Annotated in this window: 14 protein-coding genes; 10 read left to right on the top strand and 4 right to left on the bottom strand. The window is 64.6% G+C overall.

What is annotated here, in order from left to right; genetic code table 11:
- Positions 1-176: 176 nt before the first annotated feature.
- The 4 genes from ACMGDH_RS08230 (at position 177) to ACMGDH_RS08215 (ending at position 4,515) form a co-directional block, all read left to right on the top strand.
- The gene (locus ACMGDH_RS08230; protein ID WP_436827462.1) at positions 177-887 is read left to right on the top strand and encodes a response regulator transcription factor; all 711 of its coding nucleotides are present in this window, start codon (positions 177-179) and stop codon (positions 885-887) included.
- Positions 884-2,197, top strand: coding sequence for an ATP-binding protein (locus ACMGDH_RS08225; RefSeq protein ID WP_436827461.1), 1,314 nt, complete (start codon positions 884-886; stop codon positions 2,195-2,197). The genes ACMGDH_RS08230 and ACMGDH_RS08225 overlap by 4 nt, the downstream gene beginning before the upstream one ends.
- Before the next feature lie 120 nt (positions 2,198-2,317).
- On the top strand, positions 2,318-3,010 hold the full coding sequence (locus tag ACMGDH_RS08220; protein WP_436827460.1) for a carbonic anhydrase: 693 nt from the start codon (positions 2,318-2,320) through the stop codon (positions 3,008-3,010).
- On the top strand, positions 3,007-4,515 hold the full coding sequence (locus ACMGDH_RS08215; protein ID WP_436827459.1) for a SulP family inorganic anion transporter: 1,509 nt from the start codon (positions 3,007-3,009) through the stop codon (positions 4,513-4,515). The genes ACMGDH_RS08220 and ACMGDH_RS08215 overlap by 4 nt, the downstream gene beginning before the upstream one ends.
- An 83-nt stretch (positions 4,516-4,598) precedes the next feature.
- On the opposite strand, the gene ACMGDH_RS08210 is transcribed toward ACMGDH_RS08215, so the two are convergent.
- The 3 genes from ACMGDH_RS08210 to ACMGDH_RS08200 form a co-directional block, all read right to left on the bottom strand.
- The gene (locus tag ACMGDH_RS08210) at positions 4,599-5,915 is read right to left on the bottom strand and encodes a sugar MFS transporter (RefSeq protein ID WP_436827458.1); all 1,317 of its coding nucleotides are present in this window, start codon (positions 5,913-5,915) and stop codon (positions 4,599-4,601) included.
- 124 nt (positions 5,916-6,039) lie between these two features.
- Positions 6,040-7,332, bottom strand: coding sequence for an MFS transporter (locus tag ACMGDH_RS08205; RefSeq protein ID WP_436827457.1), 1,293 nt, complete (start codon positions 7,330-7,332; stop codon positions 6,040-6,042).
- Positions 7,333-7,675: 343 nt separating this feature from the next.
- The gene (locus ACMGDH_RS08200; protein ID WP_436827456.1) at positions 7,676-9,697 is read right to left on the bottom strand and encodes a beta-L-arabinofuranosidase domain-containing protein; all 2,022 of its coding nucleotides are present in this window, start codon (positions 9,695-9,697) and stop codon (positions 7,676-7,678) included.
- A gap of 469 nt (positions 9,698-10,166) precedes the next feature.
- Here ACMGDH_RS08200 and ACMGDH_RS08195 point away from each other — a divergent pair, with 469 nt between their 5' ends.
- From ACMGDH_RS08195 to ACMGDH_RS08175, 5 genes are read left to right on the top strand one after another with little or no spacing between them, the layout of a single operon-like run.
- The gene (locus tag ACMGDH_RS08195) at positions 10,167-13,211 is read left to right on the top strand and encodes a TonB-dependent receptor (protein WP_436827455.1); all 3,045 of its coding nucleotides are present in this window, start codon (positions 10,167-10,169) and stop codon (positions 13,209-13,211) included.
- Positions 13,212-13,265: 54 nt separating this feature from the next.
- Positions 13,266-14,819: a tryptophan halogenase family protein gene (locus tag ACMGDH_RS08190; protein ID WP_436827454.1), complete on the top strand. Its 1,554-nt coding sequence runs from the start codon at positions 13,266-13,268 to the stop codon at positions 14,817-14,819.
- The gene (locus ACMGDH_RS08185) at positions 14,816-16,351 is read left to right on the top strand and encodes a tryptophan halogenase family protein (RefSeq protein WP_436827453.1); all 1,536 of its coding nucleotides are present in this window, start codon (positions 14,816-14,818) and stop codon (positions 16,349-16,351) included. Before ACMGDH_RS08190 ends, ACMGDH_RS08185 begins: the two co-directional genes overlap by 4 nt.
- A complete protein-coding gene (locus tag ACMGDH_RS08180) occupies positions 16,348-18,594 on the top strand; it encodes a beta propeller repeat protein (RefSeq protein WP_436827452.1) in 2,247 nt (748 codons plus the stop codon). Before ACMGDH_RS08185 ends, ACMGDH_RS08180 begins: the two co-directional genes overlap by 4 nt.
- A 52-nt stretch (positions 18,595-18,646) precedes the next feature.
- Positions 18,647-21,511: a TIM-barrel domain-containing protein gene (locus ACMGDH_RS08175; RefSeq protein WP_436827451.1), complete on the top strand. Its 2,865-nt coding sequence runs from the start codon at positions 18,647-18,649 to the stop codon at positions 21,509-21,511.
- An 86-nt stretch (positions 21,512-21,597) separates the two neighbouring features.
- Here ACMGDH_RS08175 and ACMGDH_RS08170 read toward each other — a convergent pair whose 3' ends face one another.
- Positions 21,598-24,231 (bottom strand): TonB-dependent receptor plug domain-containing protein, encoded by a 2,634-nt coding sequence (locus ACMGDH_RS08170; protein WP_436827450.1) that lies wholly within the window; start codon positions 24,229-24,231, stop codon positions 21,598-21,600.
- Between the two features lie 765 nt (positions 24,232-24,996).
- Between ACMGDH_RS08170 and ACMGDH_RS08165 the strand changes: the two genes are divergently transcribed.
- The gene (locus ACMGDH_RS08165; protein WP_436827449.1) at positions 24,997-25,827 is read left to right on the top strand and encodes a sulfite exporter TauE/SafE family protein; all 831 of its coding nucleotides are present in this window, start codon (positions 24,997-24,999) and stop codon (positions 25,825-25,827) included.
- The last annotated feature ends 5 nt before the right edge of the window (positions 25,828-25,832 follow it).

Genomic DNA, 25,832 nt, shown 5'->3' with positions numbered 1-25,832 from the left:
CGTGATGGCCGGTGTTCGGCAGTGGCATTAGCGGGGATATTCGGTGTTCGCGAGACGGCCCGGCTTCGTAACAAATTGTTGCTCGCGTGCATCGGGTGCTATCGGCTACGGTACAAGCGTTGCGAGGGGCTGAAACCGCTCCTAGCTCGTGTCCAATGTTCCAGTACCAGTCCAGCATGACAGCACCCACCATCGTTCTGGTCGAAGACGATCCGCCACTGCGGACCCTCACGTCGCGTGCGCTCCAGGAGCACGGCTTCGCTGTGCGCCCTGCCGCGACGGGTGCAGAGATGTGGCTTGCGCTGGAGAACGGCCCCGTCGACCTGATCATCCTCGACATCATGCTGCCCGGGACCAGCGGCATCGATCTGTGCCGGATGATCCGCGAGAAGAGCCAGGTTCCGGTGATCTTCATCTCGGCACGCGGCAGTGAGACCGACCGTGTGGTAGGGCTCGAACTCGGCGCGGACGATTATCTGAGCAAACCCTTCGGCACGCGCGAGTTGATTGCCCGCGTGCGGGCGGTGCTCCGGCGGCGCGGCAACGAACAGGAAAGCGCACACCGACCGCAAGGGATGCTCTGCTTCGACGGCTGGACGGTCAATCTCCCGCGTCGGCAACTCCTTTCGCCGAGCGGTGCCGTGGTGGAGCTCACCGGTGCCGAGTTCGATCTGCTGGTCAGCCTGTGCGATCATGCCGGGCGCGTGATTGCGCGCGAGCGGCTGATCGAGCTGTCCCGCACCCGCCTCGGCAACAGCTCCGACCGCAGCGTCGACGTGCTCGTGAGCCGCTTGCGCCGCAAGCTTTCGAGCGGCGGCGTCGAGGCTCCGATCGTTACGGTGCGTGGCATCGGCTATATGCTCAGCGCTGCGGTGACGCGGACTTGAAGCGTGTCCTGAGCCTGCCGCTCGGACTGATCGGCCGAATCTTTGCGATCCTGCTGCTGGCGATCCTGATCGAATTCGGCGCGAGCACCTTCTTCTACGAGCGGGCGGAACAGATCTCGGTTCGCAACGACGAGGCCCGCCGGCTCGCGGAGCATCTGGTGATCGCGCGCAAGCTGCTCGATGAGCAGCCGTCCGATCAGCGCAGTGCGCTGGCCGTCGACCTCACGACCAGCCGCTACAAGATCTGGTGGAGTCCTGGCCTGCCTGCAAAGCTGCAGGTTCCGGCCACACTCGACCGAGTCCATCGCCAGATCGTCGACTGGGAGCCGACATTGCGGGCCAGCAACCTGCGTGTGCGGCTGATCGGACCGGCGCGCAAGGCGGTTATCGCTGGCGGGCTCACGCTCACGGACGGTAGCTGGATGGGGTTCACAACCCGCGAGCCGGTCCATGATCTCAGCTTCTCGCCCGAGCGTATCCTGCTCGCGCTCGCGCCTGCGGTGGCGATCATCCTGATCGGCGGTGTGCTGGTCCGACAGACGCTCTTGCCCCTGCGACGACTGGCGAAAGCTGCGGAACGCGTGGGAGCGGCGGACCAGGAGGTGGTCCCGGAGGCAGGGCCGGGCGAGGTGCGACGCGTGATCTCCGCCTTCAATCGCATGCAGGCGCGCATCCATCGGCTGATCGAGGATCGTACCCAGGCACTGGCGGCGGTCGGTCATGACATGCGTACGCCGCTGGCGCGGCTGCGTCTCCGGGCCGATGCGCTGGGGGATAATGACGCGGTCGATGCGATGACTGCCGACATCGGTGAAATGGAGTCGATGATCGACTCGCTGCTCGCCTATCTGGGCGGGGAAACGAACGGCGAGACGCCAGTGGCGGTGGATCTGGCGGTGATCTGCGCCACGATTGCCGACGACGCCCGCGACCGTCACCGGCAGGTTCGCTATTCGGGGCCCGCGCATCTCGAACGTGAGTTACGACCAGTCGGCTTCAAGCGTGCGCTGGTCAATCTCGTCGAGAACGGCCTCCACTATGGCAAACATGTATGGATCAGCCTCGAGGAGCGCGCAGGGGAAGTGGTAATCCGGATCGAGGACGACGGGCCGGGTATTGCCGAAGACGCGCTCGACAAGGTACTCGAGCCGTTCGTCCGCCTCGATCATGCGCGTGCGCGTGACACGATGGGACTCGGGCTCGGGCTTTCGATCGTGAAGCGCGCAGTCGAGGCGGAAGGGGCGACGCTCCTCCTGTCCAACCGGCCGGAAGGCGGGCTTCGCGCCGAAATCCGCTTGCCGCCGGCCTGAACCACTTCGGCGCTGCAGCAATACTTCCTTACATTATCGCTGCGCTGCGGCAAAACACGCTCGTTACCTGTGACGGGTCTCGCGCTCCCCCTTGCGCGGTCCTGTTATGGAGCAAGCAACGTGAACGAGCTCATTGGACGTGTCTACGGCTTCGCGAAACAAGTGTTTCCGAACCAGAGCGACCTCTATTCCAAGCTGGCGACGCACGGGCAGAGCCCCAAGGCTTTGATCATCTCCTGCGCCGATTCGCGCGTCGTTCCTGAACATATAATGCAGGCCGAGCCCGGCGATCTGTTCGTTTGCCGCAACGCGGGCAACATCGTGCCGCCTTACGCCAACCAGAACGGCGGCGTCACCTCCACGGTCGAATACGCCGTGATGGTGCTGGGCATCCACGATATCATCGTGTGTGGCCATTCCGACTGCGGCGCGATGAAGGCGGTTGCGAACCCTGCGGGCCTGGAGAAAATGCCGAACGTCGCTGCCTGGCTGCGCCACAGCTGTGCCGCCGAGCAGGTAGTGAGCGAAAGCTATCCCGAAATGGAGAGCGCCGATCGTGTTCGGGCGATCAGCCTCGAGAATGTCGTCGCCCAGCTCAACCATCTGCGCACGCACCCTGCGGTGGCGGCGGGCATAGCGCGCGGCGAAATCGCGCTGCACGGCTGGTTCTTCGACATCGGCGCCGGCGAAGTACTTGCGCTCGACGGTGAGACCGGCCGCTTCTTCCCGATCAACGAGGAGCGTCCGCTCCCGGTCGCGCTTGCCGCGGCGCCGCGCCTCGCGCACCAGCCTAAACTGGAGGCAGCGGAATGACTGCCGCCGATACCAAGGCGAGCGGCTGGATCGTCAAGGATTTCGCGGCGTCGATCGTCGTGTTCCTTGTCGCGATGCCGCTCTGCATGGGCATCGCGATCGCTTCGGGCGTCCCGCCCGAGAAGGGCCTTGTCACCGGCATCGTCGGTGGCCTCGTCGTAGGTGCGCTTGCGGGCTCGCCGCTTCAGGTGAGCGGCCCCGCCGCTGGCCTGGCGGTGATCGTTTTCGAGCTGGTCCGTGAACAGGGCATCTCCGGCCTTGGGCCGATCCTCGTGCTCGCGGGTCTCATTCAGGTCGCGGCGGGCATCTTCCGGGTCGGCGGCTGGTTCCGCGCGATCTCGCCCGCCGTTGTCCACGGTATGCTCGCGGGCATCGGCGTGCTGATCGTCATTGGGCAGTTCCACGTATTGTTCGATGCCAAGCCGCTTTCTAACGGGCTCGAGAATCTGATGGCGATGCCCGGAAGACTGCTCGGTCTTTCCTCCGACATGCGCTCGACCGAACTCGCTCTTCTGCTCGGCGTGCTGACGATCGCGATCATGGTCGGCTGGGAGAAGCTGCGCCCGACCTCGATGAAGCTCGTGCCTGGCGCGCTGCTCGGCGTGGTGGCAAGCACCGCGATCGCCTATGCTCTGGGGGTGAACGTCGCGCGAGTAGAAGTTCCCCAGAACATTGCTTCCGCGATCACGCTGCCGGGAACCGGCTTCTTCGCGCGCTGGCTCGATCCCGCGGTGCTGACCGCCGCGCTCGCGGTGGCGTTCATCGCCAGCGCGGAGACGCTGCTGTCAGCCGCCGCAGTCGACCGCATGCACGACGGCGTGCGCACCAACTACAACAAGGAACTGCGGGCGCAGGGCGTGGGCAATCTCCTGTGCGGTGTGGCGGGTTCGCTTCCGATGACCGGCGTGATCGTTCGCAGCTCGGCCAACGTGCAGGCTGGCGCGACCACGCGGCTTTCGACCATGCTTCACGGCGCGTGGATTCTCGCCTTCGTAGCGTTGCTTCCATGGCTGCTGCGCGAGATCCCGATGACGGCGCTCGGCGCGGTGCTCGTCGTCACCGGCGCCAAGCTGGTCAATTTCAGCCATGCCAAGCACCTGTTCAGGGACTATGGGCCGCTTCCGGCGATAATCTGGGCGGTCACGCTCCTGCTGGTGGTGACCGAGGACCTACTCACCGGCGTGCTCGTAGGCATCGCGCTGTCGCTCCTTGAACTCCTCCCGCACTTCCGGCGCCTGCGCCTGAAGGTGGATGAGCGCGAGAGCGAGGGCGGCCGGACTATCGCGCTGGACGGTGCTGCCACCTTCGTGACGCTCCCGAAGCTGACGGCCCGGCTGGAATCGGTGCCCCACGATGCTCCGGTGGTACTCGACTTCACGCGCTGCTCGGCGGTGGACCATACCTCCATGGAACTGCTGCGCGATTGGTGCACCAGGCGCCGCGCGGGTGGCGGGAGCGTCGCGCTCACGGGCGCCACTGGGAGGGCCGCCGCACTGGCCGCCTGATCCCAACTATAAGTCGCTTCCGAGGCGCACTCCCGGCGCTGTGCCTACAGCTGCCCGGGAGTGCGCCTTTCGGTTTTGGAGGCTCAGGGCTCCGCCGTCACTTCGGGCAGAGGATCGGTGACCTTCGCGCCCCACAGCGCATAGAAGAGGATGTAGAGTTCGCAGACCGCCGTCAGCAGGAACGAGAGCTGAAGCCCGAAGCGGTCCGCCAGCCAGCCCTGGACCACCACCAGGGCACCACCGGCGATCGCCATGATCAAAAGCCCTGAGCCTTCCTCGGTCAGCGGGCCGAGACCCTTGATCCCGAGCGTGAAGATCGTGGGAAACATGATCGAGTGAAACAGTCCAACCAGGATCAGCGACCACATGGCCACGGGGCCGCTGGTGAAGACGGTGACTAACATCACGATGAAGGCACCGATCGAAAAGGCTGCCAGCACGCTCTCGGCGGCGAAACGCTGCATCAGCGCGGAGCCCGCGAACCTTCCCACCATCATGCCGGCCCAGAGGAAGGTGAGATAACGGCCTGCTGTCTCCGCTGTGACATTGGCGATGTCCGGCTGGACCACGAAATTGACGAAGAGGTTGGCCACACCGATCTCGGCGATCAGATAGATGAAGATCGCCGGCACGCCGAACACCAGATTACGGTGGCGCCAGAGTGAATGCTTTTTGCGTTCCTCTTTGGCGACGCGGCTGGTTGCCGATCCGAGCGATGGGAGGGGGAAACGCGCGATGACGATCGCGAGCACCACCAGCACCACAGCAACCAGGCCATAGGGCAGAATCACCGATTGCGCGTCAGCGAGCCGCTCCGCCTGGGTCAGGACAGTGCCGGTCTCGGCCGTGCCGCCCTTCGAGCGGCCGAGGATCAGATAGGCGCCGAACAGCGGCGCGAGCATCGTTCCCGCCGAGTTCATCGCCTGGACCAGATTGAGCCGCGACGAAGCAGTCTCCGGCGGGCCGATCACCGCGACATAGGGGTTGGCTGCGACCTGGAGCAGCGTGATCCCACTTGCGATGATGAACAGCATCGCCAGCGTGACGCCATAGGACGGCAAGCTCGCGGCCAGCATCATCCCGAGCGCGCCAGCAGCCATGATCAGAAGCCCGATGACAAGCGAGCGCTGATAGCCGATCCGCTCGATCAGCTTTGCCGAAGGGATCGACGCGACGAAATAGGCGATGAACCACACGCTCTCGATCAGGGTCGTCTGCGTATAGTTGAGGTCGAACACGCTGCGCAGGTGCGGCAGCAGCGTGTTGTTGATGACGGTGATGAACCCCCACATGAAGAACAGGCTGGCGAGCAGCGTGAGCGCTGGTCGGTATGCGGCCACGCCGCGCTTCGAAATCGAATCCGTTGTCGTCACATTTGGCGACACGACTGGTTGCGCCATCATCCTCTCCAATGCTGCGATGCCCTGCCCGGACTTTCCCGGGCCTGCAGTGAATCGTCGCGATTATGTCTGACTATTCCGGGAAGAATAATCCAGCCGCCCGGCGCAAAAAATCGCGGGAGCATCAAACCTGCCCTCGTCCGCCCGCCGGAAGGCGCCGCTCGATCAGGAAGATGCCGGCGGCAACCACCACCAGCCCGGCAGCGAGAAGCAGCATCGGCGCGTAGGGATTGCCCGTGGCAGTCGCAACGCGCGGCACCACAGCTTGCGCAACGAAGCCGCCGAGGTTGCCGGTGGCGTTGATGACCGCGAAGCCGGCTGCCGCGCCGGCACCGGTCAGGAAGCGGGGAGGGAGCGTCCAGAAGATCGGCTGCCCGGCGAAGATCGCGCAGGCCGCAAGCGCAAGCGCGGCGAACTTGAGCGGCGCGCCCGGGAGCAGCACGCTTGCGACGAGTGCGACGGCCCCGATCAGCGGCGGCACCACGGCGTGCCAGCGCGAGTGGCTTCTCCGGGCGGCATCGCGCGGGACCAGCCACAGCGCCACGCCGACCAGCAGCCAAAGGAGGCCATTGAGCAGGCCATTGACCGTGTTGCTGACACCCATGTCGCGCACCACGGTCGGCAGCCAATAGCTGAGGCCATAGGCGGCGAGCGGAAAGCCGATGAAGGTGAGGGCAAGCAGCAGCACGCGGGGATCGATCGCCGCGCGTAGCGCATGGCCGCTAATCGGATGCGCCACGGCTTCGCGTTCGCGGCCGAGCTCGTCCGCCAGCCACGCCTTCTGTTCCCGAGCGAGCCATGGCGCGACTTCGGGGCCACGCGGCAACAGCCAGAGGACCACGGGCGCCATCAACACCGCGGGAACGCCAGTGACGACGAACAGCCATTGCCAGCCGTGGAGCCCCCAAAGGCCATCGAGGTCGAGCAGGACGCCCCCGATCGTGGCGCCCGTCGCATTGGCGAGCGGCTGGGCCAGCATGAACATGCCCACCGCCCGCGCACGATGCGACTGCGGATACCAGAGCGTCAATGCGTAGAGCACGCCAGGGAACAGCCCCGCCTCGGCCAGGCCGAGCAGGAAGCGCAGGATATAGAAAGTGGTGGCATCGCGGGTCAGCGCGAGGAGCACGGTGACCGCCCCCCAGCTCACCATGATCCGCGCGAACCATTTCGGCGCGCCCACCCGCGCGAGGAACAGATTGCTGGGCAGTTCGAACAGGAAATAGCCGATGAAGAAGAGCGACGCGCCAAGGCCGAACACCGCCTCGCTCATCCCCAAATCGTCCGCCATCTGGAGCTTGGCGTAGGACACGTTCTGCCGGTCGATATAGGCGATAAGATAGACGAAGCCGAGCAGCGGCATCAGCCGCCACGAGACGGTCCGCGTGGTCGACGCGCCGATATTGTCCAAAACCATCGGTCAGGACGCCCGGCGATGGCGGGGGAGGGATGCCATCCACGCTTCCAGCGTCGCGCGCATACGGTCATCGTCCGAGCTGTCGGGCCTTCTTCCTGGACGGTACCGATCTGCGGTATCATTGGCCGGGCTCACCGGCTGCTTCAGAGGCGGAGCCTCCGCCTCTGGGGCAGTCGATGTCATCACACCGCAGGCCCGGATCACACCAGCCCTCCCAGACGCCGGCGCGTGTGCATGCCACCCTCCTGAATATATATTATTAATGCGCCTTGTAGCGCAGGCAGAACGGTTCGCAAAGAGGAACAACACACCAAGAGACGCAACGGCGCCAGCGCCCGCTGCCTCAGCTGCTACTCGCCAGCGGAAATGCCGTGATCCGTAATTTGGGAGCGGCATAGGGCATCAGCACCAGACGTTCGCGTGCTCCCTCCACGTGCGCTTCCGCAGGCGGAGGGGCTGCGGCATTGTCCTGCTCGGGCCAGTTGGTCACGCGATAGCCCTGCGTCACCAGCACCACCGGCGGGCTGCGGCGGGAAAAGGGGACTGGGCCTATCGGGCGTTCCAGGCGCTGGATCGCGGCGCCATCTGCCAGCGCATATCGCCATTCGCTCTGCGGCAGCACCGCCCAATCGGCCGTCAGCCCCCGCTTGCGCAGCTTCTGCCATTTCTCTTCGATCGGCAGCACGAAGACGAGCGGCCCCTGCTCGACGTAACTTCCATGGGGGGCCGAGACGCGTCGCGGCGGCGCCGTGAAGGCAAGCTCGATACGATCGCCTGCGCGCCATTCGCGAACGATCCGGGCAAACTCGCCGGGTTTGCCGTCGGGCATCGCCTCGCCGTTGACGCGGATGCTTGCGCCCGTGGCCCAGCCCGGCACGCGAAGCGCGATCGGGAACCGAGTGGGGCGCTCCGGATCGACGTGGATGACGATCTGCTCGCGAAATGGATAGCCAGTCTCCTCGCGCAGCCGGATGGGAACGCCGGCAACGGTGGTCGCCACCTCGCACGGGCCGTAGAGAGTCGCCGCGAGCCCACCCTCAGCCGATGCCATCCACAGGCTTGCGACCAGCTTCGGCCAGCCCTGATGAAAATTGGCCGTGCAGCAGCCGAAATTGGGTTCGAGCCCGAACAGGTTCGCCTCGGGGCCATTGGTCGTCCACGGTCCCTTCTCATGCGCGCAGCGGATCTGGTTGGGCTGCTGATCATATTGATGTGCCCACATATCATCGGTGAAGGTCGCCTGGAGCGCATTGTACGCGATCCGCTCGATCCGGTCGCCGAGCGCGGCGTCGCCGGTGATCGCGAGCGCGAGCTCGAGCGAATACATCGCTTCGACGATCGCGCAGAGCTCGACACCCTGGCTGGGGCTGCGGCCGGCGAGGTGCTCGTCGGCAGCGTAGATGCCGATCGGCAGGCCATGGTAGCGATCGAGCGTATCGAGCTGGCGATGGATCGCCTCGCGATCCTCACTCTTGCCCGATACGACTGCCCAGACCGGCGAGGCCTTGAGCCCCTGAGCATTGTTGACGCCGTGGACGGAAAGCGCCGGGTCCTTCAATCCATTGGGTATCTGTCCGGGCACATCGGGCTTGTCGAGCCCGATTGCCACCTTGTCGGTCTTCCCGCGATAGGGATAGTCCCCAGCGAATAGCTCCTGCCAGTCGAAACCCTGATCCTTGAGCAGACTCGCCAGTTCGAGCAGCTTTGGATCGCCGGTGCGATTGTAGAGCCAGAGCAGCGGGACGACTTCGTCCTGCCAGCGGAAGCGCCCCCAATCACGCAAGGGCCGCTTCGGCATCTCGGCGAGCTGATGGTGGAAATAGGCGGTCATCACCGGGATGACGCGCGCGTCGGCGGTGAGCTCGTGATACTGGGTGAGCACTTTCAGCATCACCATGCGCGGCCACCAATCGTCGTTGCTGCGGGGCCCGAACATGCCGCTGGGCGCAGCGTTATCGAGCGTCCAGTCGAGGAACTTCTGCGCCTTGGCCTTGAGGGGGGCGGAATCGAGCATCCATGCGAGCGGCACGAGCCCGTCCAGGAAATAGGGGCCGCGCTCCCAGCTCTCGCCCTTGCCGCCTAGCCAGCCGCTGTCGGGGCCGAGATCGGGCCAGGTCTCGTCGATCCGGCCGCCCATGCCCGCGGCCTGGATCTCGAGCTGACGACGCAGCCAGCCGGCCGGACGGATCGCTCCGACCGGCAAGGGATAGAAGGGCTGGGGAGCGAGCGGCGAGCGATTCACCGGAGGGGAGGGCGTCGCAGCTCCGGCGATTGGCGCGGCGTGAAGAGGGGCGGCAGAGAGTGTCGTACCGAGGGCTGCAGTTCCGGCCAGGAAACTGCGACGATTCGCGGTGTAGCTGTGCATGATTGCCTCTCCCGTTCGCCGCGCCGAGTCGGCGTAATCCAGCCGTCCACAGCGCACCATTCACCACCGATGATGGTCTACTTTGGAGTTATCATAGCCAAAGAACAAACAATTTGGATTATCAATCTGCCCACGCGAACGACCACCACTAATATGGCGGCGCGGACCGGCTGCTGTTGGCAACGACGGCGATGCACGCGAAGGCGGGGACCATCTCTCGACACTCAAGTTGTCTGAGTTAATTTCCAAGCGGCAATAGTGCTGCTGAAACCGCTTTCTTCACAGGCCTAGCAGCAAGAATGATCAAGTGCCGCGCCATTTCATCGGTTCATTTTCAACAGTGAATGTGGATTAGTCCTACAAAAAAGTTGTGACCTGCGAATCCTCCTTGTATGTTAGCGCTAGCAGGGCATTCGAATCCTGCGTTTCCAGAAGCTTGGCGCCTTTCGCGCAGCGTAGGGGAGGATGAATGAACTCGAAAATGTCGACGACGCGTGCCCGCAATGGCAGCCTGATCACCGCCCGTGCTGGAGTGTCCATACTCGCGCTCCTAGCCGCCGGCGCAAGCGGCAGCGCATGGGCGCAAGCGGTCTCACCCGATGCGACCCAAGCTACCGCCCCGGGACAGGAAGCCGTTGATCAGCAGGTTGCTTCGCCCGATGATGACATCGTTGTCACCGGTCGCCGCGCCGCACTCGAGGCTGCGGACGAGCGCAAGCGCCGCAGCGAAACCATCATCAATTCAGTGGTCGCCGACGATGCGGGCAAGCTGCCCGACAACTCCATCACCGAAGTGCTGCAGCGTGTTTCGGGCGTCTCGATCGTCCGCTTCGCCGCGCTGGGCGATCCCGATCACTTCTCGGTTCAAGGGTCCGGCGTGCAGGTGCGCGGCCTCACCGGCGTCGCGTCGCGCCTCAACGGGCGCGAGATCTTCAGCGCCAACAACGGCCGGGCACTGCTCTGGAGCGACGTCACGCCCGAGCTGATGGCCGCCGTCGACGTCTACAAGGCCTCCACGGCCGACCTCATCGAAGGCGGTACGGGTGGCCAGATCGATCTGCGCACCAAGATGCCATTCGACTTCAACGGCGATTTCCACGTGGCGGCCAATGCCGAGCTCAGCGTGGGCGACATGGCGAACAAGGCCGACCCTGCCGGTTCGATCCTGGTGACCGATACCTTCGAAACCGGCATCGGCCGCATCGGCATCCTTGCCGACGTCGCGTACAGCCAGTTCAGCTCTCTCTCGCAGTTCATCCGCACCGAGCCCTATTTCAAGACGCGGATCGACGGCAGCGACTATTATGTTCCGGGCGGCTTCACCTATGGCGACGAAGCGTTCCAGTACCGCCGCTACGGCATCTACGGTGCGGTGCAGTGGGCGCCCTCGGACTCGCTGACTCTCACCGGCACCTTCTTCCAATCGCGCTACAAGAGCCAGTCGAGCGATTATGGCGCCCAGGTCTCGTCGCAGACGCTTGCGGTCGATCCGGCCAACAGCGAATTCGACGAGAACGGATTGCTGCTGCGGACAGATGCGCTGTTCAATCGCGATCAATCGACCTTCCTGCCCAGCGCTTCGCCCGTGAACAGCGGCGGCAACAAGGGCTTCGTGAAGAGCAACACAGTCACGCGTGACTATTCGTTCTCCTTTGCCTGGGAGCCTGAGGACGGCCCGCTGTCGATCCGCGCTGCGCTGCAGCGCGTGGATTCGTCGCAGAAATACGACCGGCTCGACATCTTCCGCGACATCGCGTTCGGCCAGAGCTTCGGCATGGACCTGACGGGCGATCTTCCGAAGATCACCGTGTCGCCGGCAACCCAGGCATCGTTCGCCGATCCCGCGAATTATTTCTGGTCGGCGTCGATGCCGCACAACGAGGACAACACGGGCCGCCTCGACGCTGCGAACCTCGATCTCGAATATGAGTTCGACGGCAGCTTCCTGCGCTCGATCAAGGCGGGCGGCCGCATCGCCGAGCGCACCGAGCGCGACTATGCCAACGGCTACAACTGGGCGGCGCTCGGCCGCGGCTGGAACGGCGATCCACAGCTGACCTATGCCAATGCGGCGCCGGGCGACATCGAGTATCATGCGTTCAAGGACTTCTTCCGCGGCGCGATCCCATTGCCCGGCAATCTGATGTTCGCGTCCGAGGAACTCGCCTCGCGCTTCGACCGCGAGCAGCTCACTGCGTCGCCGCCAGCGGGTTTCTGCCCGGTGGATACCGAGTCCAACTGCTCTGCATCGGGTCCGCTGCCGGTCACCGGCTACGGCGGCCGGCCGGGCATTCGCCAGCCCGGCTTCATCCTTCCGATCGACCGCGTCGACAACAAGACCCGCACGATCGCAGGCTATGCGTTGGCGCGCTTTGGCCCGACTGATGCGCCAGGGCTCTCGGGCAATGTCGGCGTACGCGTCGTCAACATCCGCAACGAAGGCAGCGGCTACATCCAGCAGAATGCGCTGACCTATATTCGCGATGGCCAGCAGCAGACGCTGGCCGACACAGCGGTGCCGCGCGGAGGCGAGGCGGAGTTCACGCGGGTACTTCCGTCGATCAATTTCGACTATGCGCCGACGGACAAGATGAAGATCCGCGCCGGCTTCAACATCACGATGGACCTGCCGACCTTCAACGCACTCCGCTCGTCGGGAACCGTCGGTGTAGCGACGACCGACAATCCCGTCGCCGGTGAGCCTGAGTTCTTCACCAACTTTACCGCGTCCACGGGCAATCCGCTGCTCAAGCCGGCGATGTCGAGCAATTTCGACCTGTCGTTCGAATATTATGCGCGGCCCGGCACCGCATTCCACATCGCGCCCTTCTACAAACGGATAACGAACCTCCCGACCTTCTCGCTGACCGAACGCGAGGTAACGGTGGTATATGGTGATGGGACCAGCGAGACGGTCACCGCAGCGGCGACCGACTATATCAACTCGTCGGAGGCGGCCGAGATCAAGGGCGTCGAGATCGGCGGGCGCGCCTTCCTCGACATGCTGCCCGGGCTGCTCAGCGGATTCGGCATCGAAGCCAACTACACCTTCATCGACAGCAAGAATCCCGGGGACGTCTACCGCGACATCAACGGCGTGATTCACAATGATGCGCCGCTGGTCGGCTTGTCGAAGCACAACGTCAACGCGACGCTGCTGTACGAGCGCAAGGCGATTTCCGCCCGTATCGCCTATTCGTGGCGGTCGCGGTATCTGCAGTCGACGAACAGCAACGGCACCAACCCGAGCTACGGCTTCTATGCGGCGCCGGGAACTGCACCGACCCAGTCCATCCAGATCGCGCTGCCGGTCTACGGCGATGCCTACGGTTCGCTGGACGCCGGTATCCGGTTCAAGGTCAACGACAACTTCTCGTTCGGGATCCAGGGAACCAACCTGACCAATTCGATCCAGCGCACGGTGATGGGCGGCTATCCGGGCGGCGAGCTGGTCGGGCGCAGCTGGTTCCAGAGCGACCGGCGGATCAGCACCGGGATCAACCTGGCGTTCTGAGTTTTGGTGCCCGCCGGCCGTGCGCCGGCGGGCATCCCGCTTTATGGGGTACGCATGAGCAAGCGCGTCCTGATCGTTGGCGGCGGCACGGCCGGCTGGCTGACCGCCGGCTATCTGGCCAAGCGCCTGGGCGCTGACCTCCCCGAAGGCGCTTCGATCACCCTGGTCGAATCGCGCGAGATCGGAGTGCTCGGTGTGGGGGAGGGGACGTTCCCCACCATCCGCCGGACGCTCGCCACGATCGGCGTCGACGAATCGGAACTCGTTCGTCGGTGCGGGGCTACGTTCAAGCAGGGTGTGAAGTTCGTCGGCTGGCGGGATGCGCCGGGGGAGGGCGCGCGCGATCATTTCTCGCACCCGTTCCAAGTCGCGGACACCGGCACCGGGATCGAGTTGCTGCCCTATTGGCTGCTGGGACTCGGTGGCCCGGAGAATTGGGACGAGGTCGCCACGCCGCAGAAGAAGACGGCTGATGCGGGGCGGGCACCCAAGCTGCCAACGCATCCCGACTACGTCGGCCCCCTCAACTACGCATTCCACTTCGACGCAGTGGCGCTCGCGGGCTTGCTACGCGACCAGGCCGTCAAGAACGGCGTGCGGCACCTGATCGACATGGTAGGCGAGGTGCGGCTCGACGCCGAGGGCGCGATCGCCGAGCTGCAGACCGAGCGCAACGGCGCCCTGACTGCCGACCTCTACATCGACTGCACAGGCTTCCGAGCCGAACTGATCGGCAAGGCGCTCGGCATACCCTTCCGCTCATGCCGCGACATATTGTTCTGCGACCGCGCCATCGCCGCGCAGGTGCCCTACGCCGACCCGCACGATCCGATCGCGTCCTTCACTATCTCAACGGCGCAGGACGCAGGCTGGATCTGGGACATCGGTCTCGATCAGCGCCGCGGCATCGGCCATGTCTATTCCTCGGACCACAGCAGCGAGGAGGAAGCCGAGACGGCGCTGCGGCGCTACCTGGGGCCCGCCGGCGGCAATGCCGAGGTGCGCCAGTTCCGCTTCGACGCCGGATACCGCGAGATCAACTGGCACAAGAACTGTGTCGCGGTCGGCCTTTCCAGCGGGTTCTTCGAGCCGCTGGAGGCGACGGGGATTGCCTTTGCGGAAGTCGCCGCGGGCTTGATCGCCAATCTGTTTCCCTGGAGCGGCGAGCACGAGACCTCGGCGCGCCAGTTCAACGCCAACATGCGCCGCCGCTACGAGCGGGCGCGCGATTTCCTCAAGCTGCACTATTGCATCTCCGCTCGTCGCGACACCGGCTTTTGGCGCGACAATGCAGCAGAGGCGACGGTTCCCGACAGCCTGCGCGAAATGCTCGATCGCTGGCGCTTCCGTCCGCCCAACGAACTGGACATCGATCCCGGCGTGGACATCTTCCCCGAGGCGAGCTGGCAATATGTGCTCTACGGCATGGGGTGGAAAACCGACCTCAGCGGGCGGGCGGGGGCGCTGCGCTACCACGACGACGCGCGCCGCGCCTTTGCCGAGGTCCGGCGCCAGGCCCAATATGCGGCTGCCAACCTGCCGGCCAACCGCGATCTGGTGGAATATGCCAGGCAGCACCGTTTCGGCCCGAAGACGGCAGCGGCATGATCGATCCCGCTCGTAACATCACCAAGGTCGTCATTGTCGGTGGGGGCACAGCGGGCTGGATGGCCGCGGCCGCGCTGTCGCGGCTGGTCGTGGGCGGCGTTTCGGTGACGCTGGTGGAATCCGAAGAAATCGGCACGGTCGGCGTGGGCGAGGCGACGATCCCGACGCTGCTCGACTATAATCGCATGCTCGGCATCGACGAAGACGCGTTCGTCCGCGCGACCGGGGCGACGTTCAAGCTGGGCATCGAGTTCCGCGACTGGGCCCACATCGGCGACGCATATATCCATCCGTTCGGCAGCCACGGCCGGGACGTGGCGGGCGTGCCTTTCCATCAACTCTGGCTGCGCCAGGCGAACCTTGGCCGCGGCGCGGACGATCCCGGCCCGATCAGCGACTATTGCCTCTCGGCCGTCGCGGCCCGGCTGGACCGCTTCACGCGGCCGGTGGTCAATCCCGAGGCGGTGCTCTCGACGCTAGCCTATGCGTTTCACTTCGACGCCGGGCTCTACGCCAGGTTCCTCCGCTCGCTCGCCGAGGAGAATGGGGTGGTCCGCGTCGATGGCCGCGTCACCTCGGTCGAGCAGGATGCGAAGACGGGCTTCATCCAGGCGGTGCAACTCGCCAACGGGCACCGCGTCGAAGGCGAGTTTTTCATCGATTGCAGCGGTTTCCGCTCGCTGCTGTTGGGCGAAACGCTGGGAGTGCCGTTCACGAGCTGGCAGCACTGGTTGCCCTGCGATCGTGCCTGGGCCGTTCCGAGCGAGCGCGAGGGACCACTCACACCCTATACGCGGGCGAGCGCGGGAACCGCCGGCTGGCGCTGGCGGTTCCCGCTCCAGCATCGCGTCGGCAACGGTCATGTCTATTCGAGCGCACATTTGGACGACGATGCGGCGCTGCAGATGCTCCTCGACGGCCTAGAGGCGAAGGCGCTCGCCGAGCCTCGCCAACTGCGCTTCATCGCGGGGCGACGGGATCGACTATGGGAGAAGAATTGCGTTGCGATCGGGCTCGCGGGCGGTTTCCTCGAGCCGCTCGAATCGACCAGCATCCACCTGATCCAATCGGGCATCGTGCGGCTGATGACGCTGTTCCCGGATCGCGGTTTCGATACGGCCGAGATCGCCGAATATAACCGCGTGGTGCTTCGCGAATACGAGCAGGTACGCGACTTCATCATCCTCCACTATCATGCGACGTCGCGTTCGGATTCCGCGTTCTGGAAACATTGCCGCGAGATGGAGATTCCAGCCTCTCTCGCTGCCAAGCTCGCGCTCTGGGCAGGCAATGCGCGCATCTTCCGCGAGCAGGGCGAACTCTTCACGCCGGATAGCTGGATCGCGGTGCTGCTGGGGCAGCGACTGCGGCCCGCAGGGTTCGATCCACTCGCCGCAGCCCTGCCGGCAACGGAGACCGGACATTTCATGGCGCATCTCCGGGACGTGATCGGCAAGACCGCAGCCGCCATGCCGACGCACGAGCAGTTCATCGCGCGGCACTGCGCGGCACCGACGAGCAGGGCGGCATGAGCGGCTTCACTGTGAAATGTTCGGGCTTCGTGACAGCGTGGATGCTGGCCGCCGCGGGCGCACTGGTCGCCCTCGGGGCGATCGATGCACAAGCGCTGGAGAGGGTTGGGCCGAAGGCGGCTCCGTATCGTTGGACCAATGTGAAGGTCGGCGCCGGCGGATACGCACCCAACCTCGTGTTCAGCCCGGTCGAGCGCGGGCTGGCCTATCTGCGAACCGACATGGGCGGCGCGTATCGCTGGGACGCGAAGGCGCGGCGCTGGATTCCGCTGCAGGACGACAATGCCGTCTCCAGCTATATGGGAATCGAGAGCATCGCGCCCGATCCGCGCGACCCCGATGTGGTCTATATGGCCGCGGGTATGAACGCAGGTCAGCCCGCGGCGATCCTGCGTTCGGCCGATCGCGGCAGGACGTGGCGAGTGACGCCGGTTCCTTTCGCCATGGGCGGTAATGAGGACGGCCGCGGCATGGGCGAGCGGCTCGCCGTCGACTCGAACGATACGCGGCGGCTGTTCTTCGGCTCTCGTCACGACGGATTGTGGCGAAGCGACGATGCCGGCGCGACCTGGAGCAAGGTGACGCAGTTTCCCGTCGCGGGCCTCGAAAAGCCCGCGCGCCGGACCACGCATGGTGGGGTCTCCTTCGTCGCGATCGACCCGACGGGCGGCATACGCGGACAGCCCTCGCGCCGCATTTGGGCCGGCGTCGCCGACCCCGGTGCCGCAGCCGTCTATCGCTCCGATGATGGCGGCGCGAGCTGGGTAACCGTAGAAGGGCCGAAGCTGCTTGCGGCGAAGGGCGTGCTCGACACGCGCGGCGTGCTATGGGTCGGCTTTGGCAGCGCCATCGGCCCGAGTGGCGTGAAGACCGGCGCGGTGTGGCGCTATGGCCCGGAGGGGAGGGCGCGCGACGTGACTCCGCCCGCCTGGCGCGAAACCGGTGCGGAGGGCGCCTTCTTCGGCGTTGCAGTGGCACGTTCGGCGCCGGGCACCGTCGCGCTCTCGACGATCAACCGCTATCGCGCCGGAGACTCGCTGTGGATCAGCCGCGACGACGGACAGAGCTGGGACGATGTCGGGGCCCGCAGCCATCGCGACGTCTCCGCCACTCCGTTCCTGCTGCACGAAGGCGAGGGCGCGGACTTCGGCCATTGGATCTCGGGGCTCGCCATCGACCCCTTCGATCCGAACCACGTCGTCTATACGACCGGCGCCACCGTCTATGCCACGCGGGGGCTGCGCAAGTCCGGCACGGTCGACTGGGCGCCCTGGGTGGAAGGCATCGAGCAGACCGCGATCATCACGCTGGTCTCGCCGACGGGCGGTGCTCCGCTGATCTCAGGCTTTGGCGATCTGGCCGGTTTCGTCCATGACGATCTGAACCGCTCGCCGCAGCCGAGTTTCGTGAATCCGTATCTCTCGAACACCAACAATCTCGACTATGCGGGCGTCGCGCCGAATGTGCTGGTGCGCAGCGGCAGCCTCTACGCCGATCGGCACCGCGATGCTTCGCTCGGACGATCGGAAGATGGCGGGCGAACCTGGACACCGGTGCACGTGCCGCCGATGGGCGAGCCCGCGCGGCGAGAAGATCTGAACGGCGACTACCCGATCACGGTGTCGGCAGACGGCGCGACCATGGTGGTGGCGACGCCCGTGCCACAGCTTACCCGCGACAAAGGCCGAAGCTGGTTGGTGATCGGTGGCCTGCCCGGCGGAACGCGGGCGGTGGCGGACAAGGTCAATCCGGATATCTGGTATGCAGTCGACGTGGCGAACGGGCGCTTGCTCATCTCGCGCGACGCAGCGGCGAGCTTTGCGCCGGTGGAAGGGCGCGGCTTGCCGCCCGACCTCAAGCCCGCCGGGCGGCAGGGCCGCGAGGCACAGAGCGCGTTGCTTGCTGAGCCCGGACGGGAAGGCGCGCTCTGGTTGCAGGCGGGCAACCGGCTGTTCCACAGCACCGATGGCGGGGCGTCCTTCATGCCTGCGAGCGGAGCGCTCTCGGTCGAGCTGTTCGGGCTGGGCAAGGGCGCACTGTTCGCGGTCGGCACCCTGGTCGGCGTTCGCGGCGTCTGGCGGTCGCTCGATCTGGGGCAGAGTTGGGCGCGTATCGATGACGACGCGCATCGCTGGGGCGGGCGCTACCGCGTGATCTCGGGCGATCCCCGGCGGGCCGGCCGCGTCTATCTTGGCACCGACGGTCGCGGCTTGTTTTACGGCGATCCGGCGGAGGGCAAATGATCCGACAACGCATCATCCTGGGCATGTTGGCAGAAACGAACTGGAGCAAAAGATGAAGGCATTTGCGGTGGCGCTGCTGGTTGGCAGCGGGCTCACAACGGTTTCGGCGCATGCGCAAACCTATGAGCGGACCCAGGGGGGCGTGAAGGTCACGCCTGCGAGCGGTTCTGCGGCCAGCCTGGAGCTGACGGTGCATGGCGACGGCATCATGCACGTCGTGGCGACGCCCAAGGGCGATGCCGGCGGCCCGCGCACCGAGAGTCTGATGGTCGCCCAGCCACCCGCTGCGGGCGCGTTCGACGTCGCGGAGGCGCAAGGGCAGGTGCGCGTCAAGACCGCCAAGGCGACTGCCGAGATCAGCCTCGCCACCGGCCAGGTCCGCTTCCTCGATCCGGCTGGTCAACCGCTGCTGACCGAGGCGGCACCCGCCCAGTTCGCGCCGACCCGTGTCGACGGCAAGCCCTATGTGAGCGTTTCGCAGCAGTTCAACCGTGGGACGGACGAGGGGCTGCACGGCCTGGGCCAGCACCAGAATGCGCAGATGGACTATAACGGCGAGGACGTTGAGCTCGCCCAGCACAACATGGACATCGGCGTGCCGTTCGTCGTGTCCACCCGCGGCTACGGCCTGCTCTGGGACAACAACTCGATCACGCGCTTCGGCAACCCCAAGCCCTATCGGATGGTCGGCGAAGGCATGAAGGTGACGAGCGGCGGCAAGCCCGGATGGCGCGCCGAATATTTCCTCGACGGCAAGCCGGTGCTGACCCGTCAGGAAGCCACGATCAACTATCAGTACATCAAGGATCAGGCCAATTGGCCGGAGGCAGCGAAGGCGAAAACGGTCGCAGCGACCGGCGGGCAGAATACCGCAGGTAATGCGGTCCAGAAGCAGACGGTGGTGTGGACTGGCGATCTGATGTCGACTGCCACGGGCACCCACAAGTTCCAGCTCTACGCATCGAGCTATTTCAAACTCTATGCCGACGGGAAGTTGGTGCTCGACCGTTGGCGCCAGAACTGGAATCCCTGGTACGCCAATTTCGATCTGCCGATGACCGGGGGCAAGCCAGTCGCGATCCGGATCGAGTGGGAGCCGAACGCCGGCTATATGGCGCTCTACCACAATGATCCGCTTCCAGATGCCGATCGTCACTCGATCTGGTTCACCAGCGAAGTCGGCCGCGCCAAGGACTATTGGTTCATCCCGGGCGGCAGCATCGACGGCGCGATCGCGGGCTATCGTCAGATCACCGGCAAGTCCGAAATGTTGCCCAAATGGGCCTATGGCTTTTGGCAGTCGCGCCAGCGCTACGAGACTGCCGACCAGCTGACGGCGGTGGTCGACAAATATCGCGAGCTCAAGATCCCGCTCGACAACATCGTGCTCGACTGGCGCTATTGGCGCGATCCGGAATGGGGCAGCCACCGCTTCGATCCGGAGCGCTTTCCGGATCCGGCCAAGATGATCGCCGATGCCCATGCCGACAATGTGAACTTCATGATCTCGGTCTGGCCGAAATTCTACCCGACCACCGATACCTACAAGGAACTGGCCGCGGCGGGCGCGGTCTATCAGGGCAATCTGCGCCAGGGGAACAAGGATTGGGTGGGTCCGGGCTATCTCAACACCTTCTACGATCCTTATTCGCCCGAGGGGCGCCGCATCTTCTGGAAGCAGATCGAGGATCGGCTGGCAAAGCTGGGAGTCGATGCCTGGTGGGCGGACGCGTCCGAACCGGATATGCACTCGAATCTCTCGATCGAGGAGCGGATCGACACCATGGGGCCCACTGCGATGGGCCCGGCGGCCGAGTTCTTCAACAGCTATTCGCTGCTGAACGCCCGGGCTTTCTATGATGGCTGGACCGCGTTCAAGCCGACGGTTCGTCCCTTCCTTCTGACGCGCTCTGCTTTTGCCGGGCTGCAGCGCTACGGCGCGGCTATATGGTCGGGCGACATCGCCAGCCGCTGGTTCGATTTCCGGGCGCAAATCTCGGCAGGCGTCAATGCATCGATGTCTGGCATCCCGAACTGGACGCACGACATCGGGGGCTTCGCGCTGGAGGACCGTTTCGCGTCCAAGACGCCGGCCGCTGCGGACCTGGAGGAGTGGCGCGAGCTCAACCTGCGCTGGTTCCAGTTCGGTGCGTTCAGTCCGTTGTTCCGCAGCCACGGCGAGTTCCCGTACCGCGAGATCTACGAAATCAGCCCGGAGGGCTCGCCGATGCGCGCCTCGATGGTCCGCTACACCGAGCTGCGCTACCGGCTGATGCCCTATATCTACACGCTGGGCGCCGACACCTATATGAAGGACGGCAGCATCATGCGCGCGCTCGCGGCCGACTTCCCGGCTGATGCGCAGGTGCGGAAGATCGACGACCAATATATGTTCGGCAAGGCGTTCCTCGTCGCGCCAGTAACGGCACACAAGGCGCGCAGCCGCTCGGTCTATTTCCCGGGCAATGGCGACTGGTACGACTTCGACACCGGCCGGGTTTATCGCGGCGGCACCAGGGCGACGGTGGACGCGCCGTTCGAGCACATGCCGCTCTTCGTGCGTACAGGCTCGATCGTGCCGATGGGGCCGGTCACGCAATATGTGGACGAACGCCGCGATGCGCCGCTGACGGTTGTCGTCTATACCGGCGCCGACGGCAGCTTCTCGCTCTACGAGGACGACGGCCGGTCGACTGCCTATAAGGAGGGTGCATTCTCGCGCATCCCGATCAGCTACGATGACCGGACCGGAACGGTGCGCTTCGGCCGCCGCGAAGGCCCCGGCTGGCAGGGCATGCCCACGACGCGTACGCTTCGCGTGAAATGGGTCACCGCCGGCAAGCCCGCGGCCGGGGATTCGTTCGACGCCGAGGTCAGCTACACCGGCAATGCAGTAGAGGTGCCAAAGCGGAATTGAGGCTGTCCAGCCTGAACGAGCATTAGCCCGCCAATCCCACGCGCAAGGCGGCATCCTCCCTGCCACCTTGCGCGCGAGAGAAGCTACTAGAAGCTGGTGACCAGCCGCGCGTACCAGAAGCCGCCGTTCCACCCGAAAGGCGAATCGTCCACGTAGCGCGAACCGCTGACGGTGGCGCCGGTTACCGGATACCAGTTGGAGTTCGGAGCGCCGAGCGCGCGGATGTTGAGATCGGGGTAATTGTCAAAGAGGTTCTCGGCGCCGACGGAGAGCTTGAAGTTCTCGGTAATCTCGTAGCTCGCCTCGAGATCGAAGGTCCATTCGGACCCCACACGCAGATCGCCGCCGTTTGCCGTCGTCGCATAGGACGTGAACGGACCATAATAGTTGGCGCGCGCGACGAGTCCGAACCCGCCCGACGAGAAAGTCTCGGTGATGTTGCCGCGCCATTTTGGATTGAGGTTCTCGATCTCGCCCTTGCGCTCGCGCGAGATGATGGAGGGATCGAAATCAGTGACCTTGGTCTCGTTCCAGTTGAACGCCGCGCTGGTGCTGAACCGGCCGAAGCCCGTGGTTGCAACCCATGTGGCCACCAGGTCCACGCCCTGGGTTCGCGTATCGAAGGCATTGGTGAAGAAGCGTACGCGACCGAGCGAAGCCCAGTTCGCAACGCCGAGCCCACGCAGCGCTTCGCGCTGGGCCGTGGTGGTGATGTCGAAATTGCCCGAAAGGCCGATGCGGTCGGTGACTTCGATGTTGTAGTAATCAGCGGTTAGCGTGAGGCCGTCCACCGGGGTGAGGACCATGCCCGCGGTGAGGTTGGCCGACTCTTCGGGGGCCAGCGCCTCGGCGCCGAAGAAAGCTGCCGCGGGATTGGTGGCGGGATAGGTCGCCGTTTCGATCGGCTGCGAGCCTTGGAACTGAGTCGCGACGTTGGTAGTAAAGAGTTGGCCGGGCGTGGGCGCGCGGAAGCCAGTGCTGGCGGCGCCGCGAATTGCGATGGCATCCGAAAATGCGTAGCGCGCGGTGACCTTGCCGATCAGCGTGTCCCCGAAATCCTCGAAATGCTCGAAGCGCGCTGCGAAGCTGAGAGTAAGCGCGTCGGTCGCATCGGCGTCGGCCTCGACATATAGAGCATAGCTCTCACGACTGTCGTGGACGACCGAATCGGGACCATATCCAGGGAAGCCGTTGGCGCCGATCGGCTGGCTGGCGACCGATCCGTTGGAAAGCTGCTGAAAGGCATAGGGCCCGATCGCATAGCCGGCCTCGTCGCCGAGACCGATCGTGTACGCCTCGACGCGCCGCTCGCCGCCGAACGCGAGCGTAAGCGGCGTGTCGCCGGCGACCGTGATCGGCATGGTGAAGTCGAGGTTTATGTTGAACTCGGTCTGGCGGAGGAAGCCGAGGAAGAATTCGGTGGGAGAGTCAGGGCCGAGCGATGGATTGACCGTGTTGTTCATGAAATAGTCGATCTGGCTCCGTCCCCAGCCGACGCTGAGATCATAGGTCAGCCCCATCTCGAAGGCGCCGCGATAGCCGCCAACCGCCGAGTAATCGGTGACCGTCCCCATAAACCGGGGCGTGAAACCCGAAGGGAAGAGCGAAGCGTAGCTGAAGGTGCCGCCGTTGGCGTCATAGGTGCCGTTGGGCAGTCGATCGAGATAGATCGTATTGAACACGCCGCTCCGGGTGCAGGCGCCACGGCTGCAATCCTCGAGCCCCGCTGGATAGGGCGGGGCGACGGTGACCGACTGGCGATAGTTGAAGTCACCTGCCTGGTCGGCATGGCCGTAGTTGCCGAAGACGTAGAACTCGCCCGGCCCGGCCTCGATCGCGCTATTGGCGAAGAAGCGATAGGCCTCCACCTCGGGATCGCCGAAAATCTGTACCGGATTTCGGATTCCCTGGAGCAAATCGGGCCGGGCAACGCCGAGCGCATAGGCCCCGAAGCGCTGGCCGCCGCGGCTGGTCTGCGCGCTGTTCAGATATTCGCCGCTGACGCTGAGAAAGCCGCTGTCGCCGAGCTTGACTCCGGCATTGGCAGCGAGCTGATAGTTCTCACCATCTCCTTCATAATATTGCCCATAGCGCGCGATCGCCTTGAAGCCTGGATCGCGTTTCAAATTGTAGTTGATCACGCCCGCGATCGCGTCGGAGCCATATTGGGCGGCGGCACCGTCGCGCAGGACCTCGATCCGGTCGATTGCTATCGTAGGGATCTGCGCAAGATCGGGCCCCTGTGCGCCACTGGCGAGGCTGCCGCCACCCAGCTGAACCAGCGCCGAGCGGTGCCGGCGCTTGCCGTTGACAAGGACGAGGATCTCGTCGGGCGGCAGGCCGCGCAACGTCGGCGGGCGGACGAACGTGGAACCATCCGAGATGGCGAAGCGCCCGACGTTGAACGAAGGCATCAGGTTGCGCAGCACCTGGTTCATGTCGCCCGAGGCCTGGTTCTCGAGCACCTCCTCGGAGAACACGTCGATCGGAACCGAACTCTCGGCAACCGTTCGATCCGTGCGGCGGGAACCAATGACAACTACTTCCTGCTGCTGCGACGGCGGGTCCTCCTCCTGAGGGCCCTGATCAGTCGCTGGATCAGGATCGGCGGCAATGGCCGTGACTGCGGATGTGGGATCCTCGGACGAGGAGGCGAGCGCCGGTGCCGAATAGATGCTGGCGACGGCAAGGGCTATCAACGAGGTCGGACGGTGAGGCATTCCTGCTTTCCCCATGGCAAGAGTGGGTCGCCGTCAGGTTGCTCTCCCTAGTTCCTTGGACTGTCCGCCAAAGTTTAAGTATATCTACCTAAATATCGCTCGCGCTAAGATATCCTGCGAGCAACAATCGCAAAAACCCTGTTGAACAATGATGGTAGTTCTTTGCGTAGATGATTTTCTATCTGCGACTCCGATTTTGATTCGTTACATTTTTATGAGAATGAAGTAGATTTGTTCGTCGTCAACTCTCTCATTGTGGAGAGCTGCGAATTTTTACGGTTTTCGTTCTTTGTGCTGTTTTCGCCACAGGCGGCGTTCGAGACGTGCCGACCAATATGGCCATCGCGTCGATGTAGGCGTGCCGAGCCCCGACCGAACGGAGGCATCCGTCATCAGGATCGTTGGCGCGATGCGTTCGCTCAGAGCGGACTCCACTTCCTGCAGCGCCGGCCAGCACCGGCTGTCTGCCAATCGGGAATCCCGCTCCAGTTCTCGGCTTCGCACTGCGGCGCAGTCTTGCCGAGTAGAACGGTTATTCGTTCATACTCCAAATCTTCACGCAACTGCAATAATTGCAACGACGGAGCTGGCGTGCGTATTTGTTAATTGCGCAATCAGATGTTGCGCAGCAATGAAATACCAGCATACTCGCCTTTGGGAAGGATGCCGGCGAAGCCCGTAACGGGTTGGCACATAATCGTCACATTCGTCCCGAGGTATTTCCATGCAGGATTGCCGAGCCGCCTCCGGGCGGAGACCCAATGCATGATGTCCACGCTCCTCGACTGGAGTGTTCCGCTGGCGGCGATGCTTGCAGCGGGGCTCGCAGCTGGGTTCGCGGGGGGATTGTTCGGGATAGGCGGAGGCTTCGTCGTGGTGCCGGCGCTGTTCGCGGTACTGCCGCTGCTCGGTGCCGAGAAAGCGGAGCTGGCGCACGTCGCCATCGGCACATCGCTTGCGACGATCGTCGCCACATCGATCCGATCGGTCCATGCGCACGCCAAGCGCGGTGCCGTGGACTTCGGCATATTGAAGAGCTGGGCTCCGTGGATCGTCGCCGGGGTGGGCGCGGGCGTCCTGCTGGCGTCTCGCGTGCCTGGCCCAGGTCTGGCAATCATCTTCGGAACCGGCGTGATCCTGATGGCGCTCCATTTCCTGTTTCCGCTGCTGGGGCAAAGGCAACTGGCGAGCGAAATGCCGGTGGGCGCGGCCCGGGTCGGGATCGCCGGCGGGCTGGGCGCCTTCTCCTCACTGCTCGGTATCGGGGGAGGCACGATCGCCATCATCGTCATGACGCTGTGCGGCAAGTCGATTCACCGGGCCATCGCCACGGCGTCAGGGATAGGGGCGATCATCGCGATCCCTGGCGTAATCGGGTTCATCGCGATCGGGCTGGGTGCGCATGGCTTGCCCTATGGATCGCTGGGCTTTGTCAACGTGCCGGCGGCACTGATCGTGACATCGACTACGCTAATTTCGGCGCCCTGGGGCGTCGCGGCCGCGCACGCGCTGAGCCCGGCGCTGCTGAAGCGCATCTTCGGAATCTATCTCGTCGCGATCGGGATCATCATGATCCGCAATGGACTGCATGGGTAAAACAG

Origin of the sequence: Sphingomonas radicis, from assembly GCF_051400635.1 — a bacterium.
Taxonomy (GTDB): Bacteria; Pseudomonadota; Alphaproteobacteria; order Sphingomonadales; family Sphingomonadaceae; genus Sphingomonas.
The sequence above is the reverse complement of the archived record's forward strand: the minus strand, read 5'-3'. Positions and strand labels throughout refer to the sequence as shown.

Excerpts from the sequence above, each read along its gene's own strand:
- ACMGDH_RS08215 (WP_436827459.1), top strand. The coding sequence starts at position 3,007 with ATGACTGCCGCCGATACCAAGGCGAGCGGCTGGATCGTCAAGGATTTC.
- ACMGDH_RS08175 (WP_436827451.1), top strand. The coding sequence starts at position 18,647 with ATGAAGGCATTTGCGGTGGCGCTGCTGGTTGGCAGCGGGCTCACAACG.
- ACMGDH_RS08170 (WP_436827450.1), bottom strand. The coding sequence starts at position 24,231 with ATGCCTCACCGTCCGACCTCGTTGATAGCCCTTGCCGTCGCCAGCATC.
- ACMGDH_RS08165 (WP_436827449.1), top strand. The coding sequence starts at position 24,997 with ATGATGTCCACGCTCCTCGACTGGAGTGTTCCGCTGGCGGCGATGCTT.
- ACMGDH_RS08195 (WP_436827455.1), top strand. The coding sequence starts at position 10,167 with ATGAACTCGAAAATGTCGACGACGCGTGCCCGCAATGGCAGCCTGATC.
- ACMGDH_RS08210 (WP_436827458.1), bottom strand. The coding sequence starts at position 5,915 with ATGGCGCAACCAGTCGTGTCGCCAAATGTGACGACAACGGATTCGATT.
- ACMGDH_RS08185 (WP_436827453.1), top strand. The coding sequence starts at position 14,816 with ATGATCGATCCCGCTCGTAACATCACCAAGGTCGTCATTGTCGGTGGG.
- ACMGDH_RS08230 (WP_436827462.1), top strand. The coding sequence starts at position 177 with ATGACAGCACCCACCATCGTTCTGGTCGAAGACGATCCGCCACTGCGG.
- ACMGDH_RS08180 (WP_436827452.1), top strand. The coding sequence starts at position 16,348 with ATGAGCGGCTTCACTGTGAAATGTTCGGGCTTCGTGACAGCGTGGATG.
- ACMGDH_RS08200 (WP_436827456.1), bottom strand. The coding sequence starts at position 9,697 with ATGCACAGCTACACCGCGAATCGTCGCAGTTTCCTGGCCGGAACTGCA.
- ACMGDH_RS08190 (WP_436827454.1), top strand. The coding sequence starts at position 13,266 with ATGAGCAAGCGCGTCCTGATCGTTGGCGGCGGCACGGCCGGCTGGCTG.
- ACMGDH_RS08205 (WP_436827457.1), bottom strand. The coding sequence starts at position 7,332 with ATGGTTTTGGACAATATCGGCGCGTCGACCACGCGGACCGTCTCGTGG.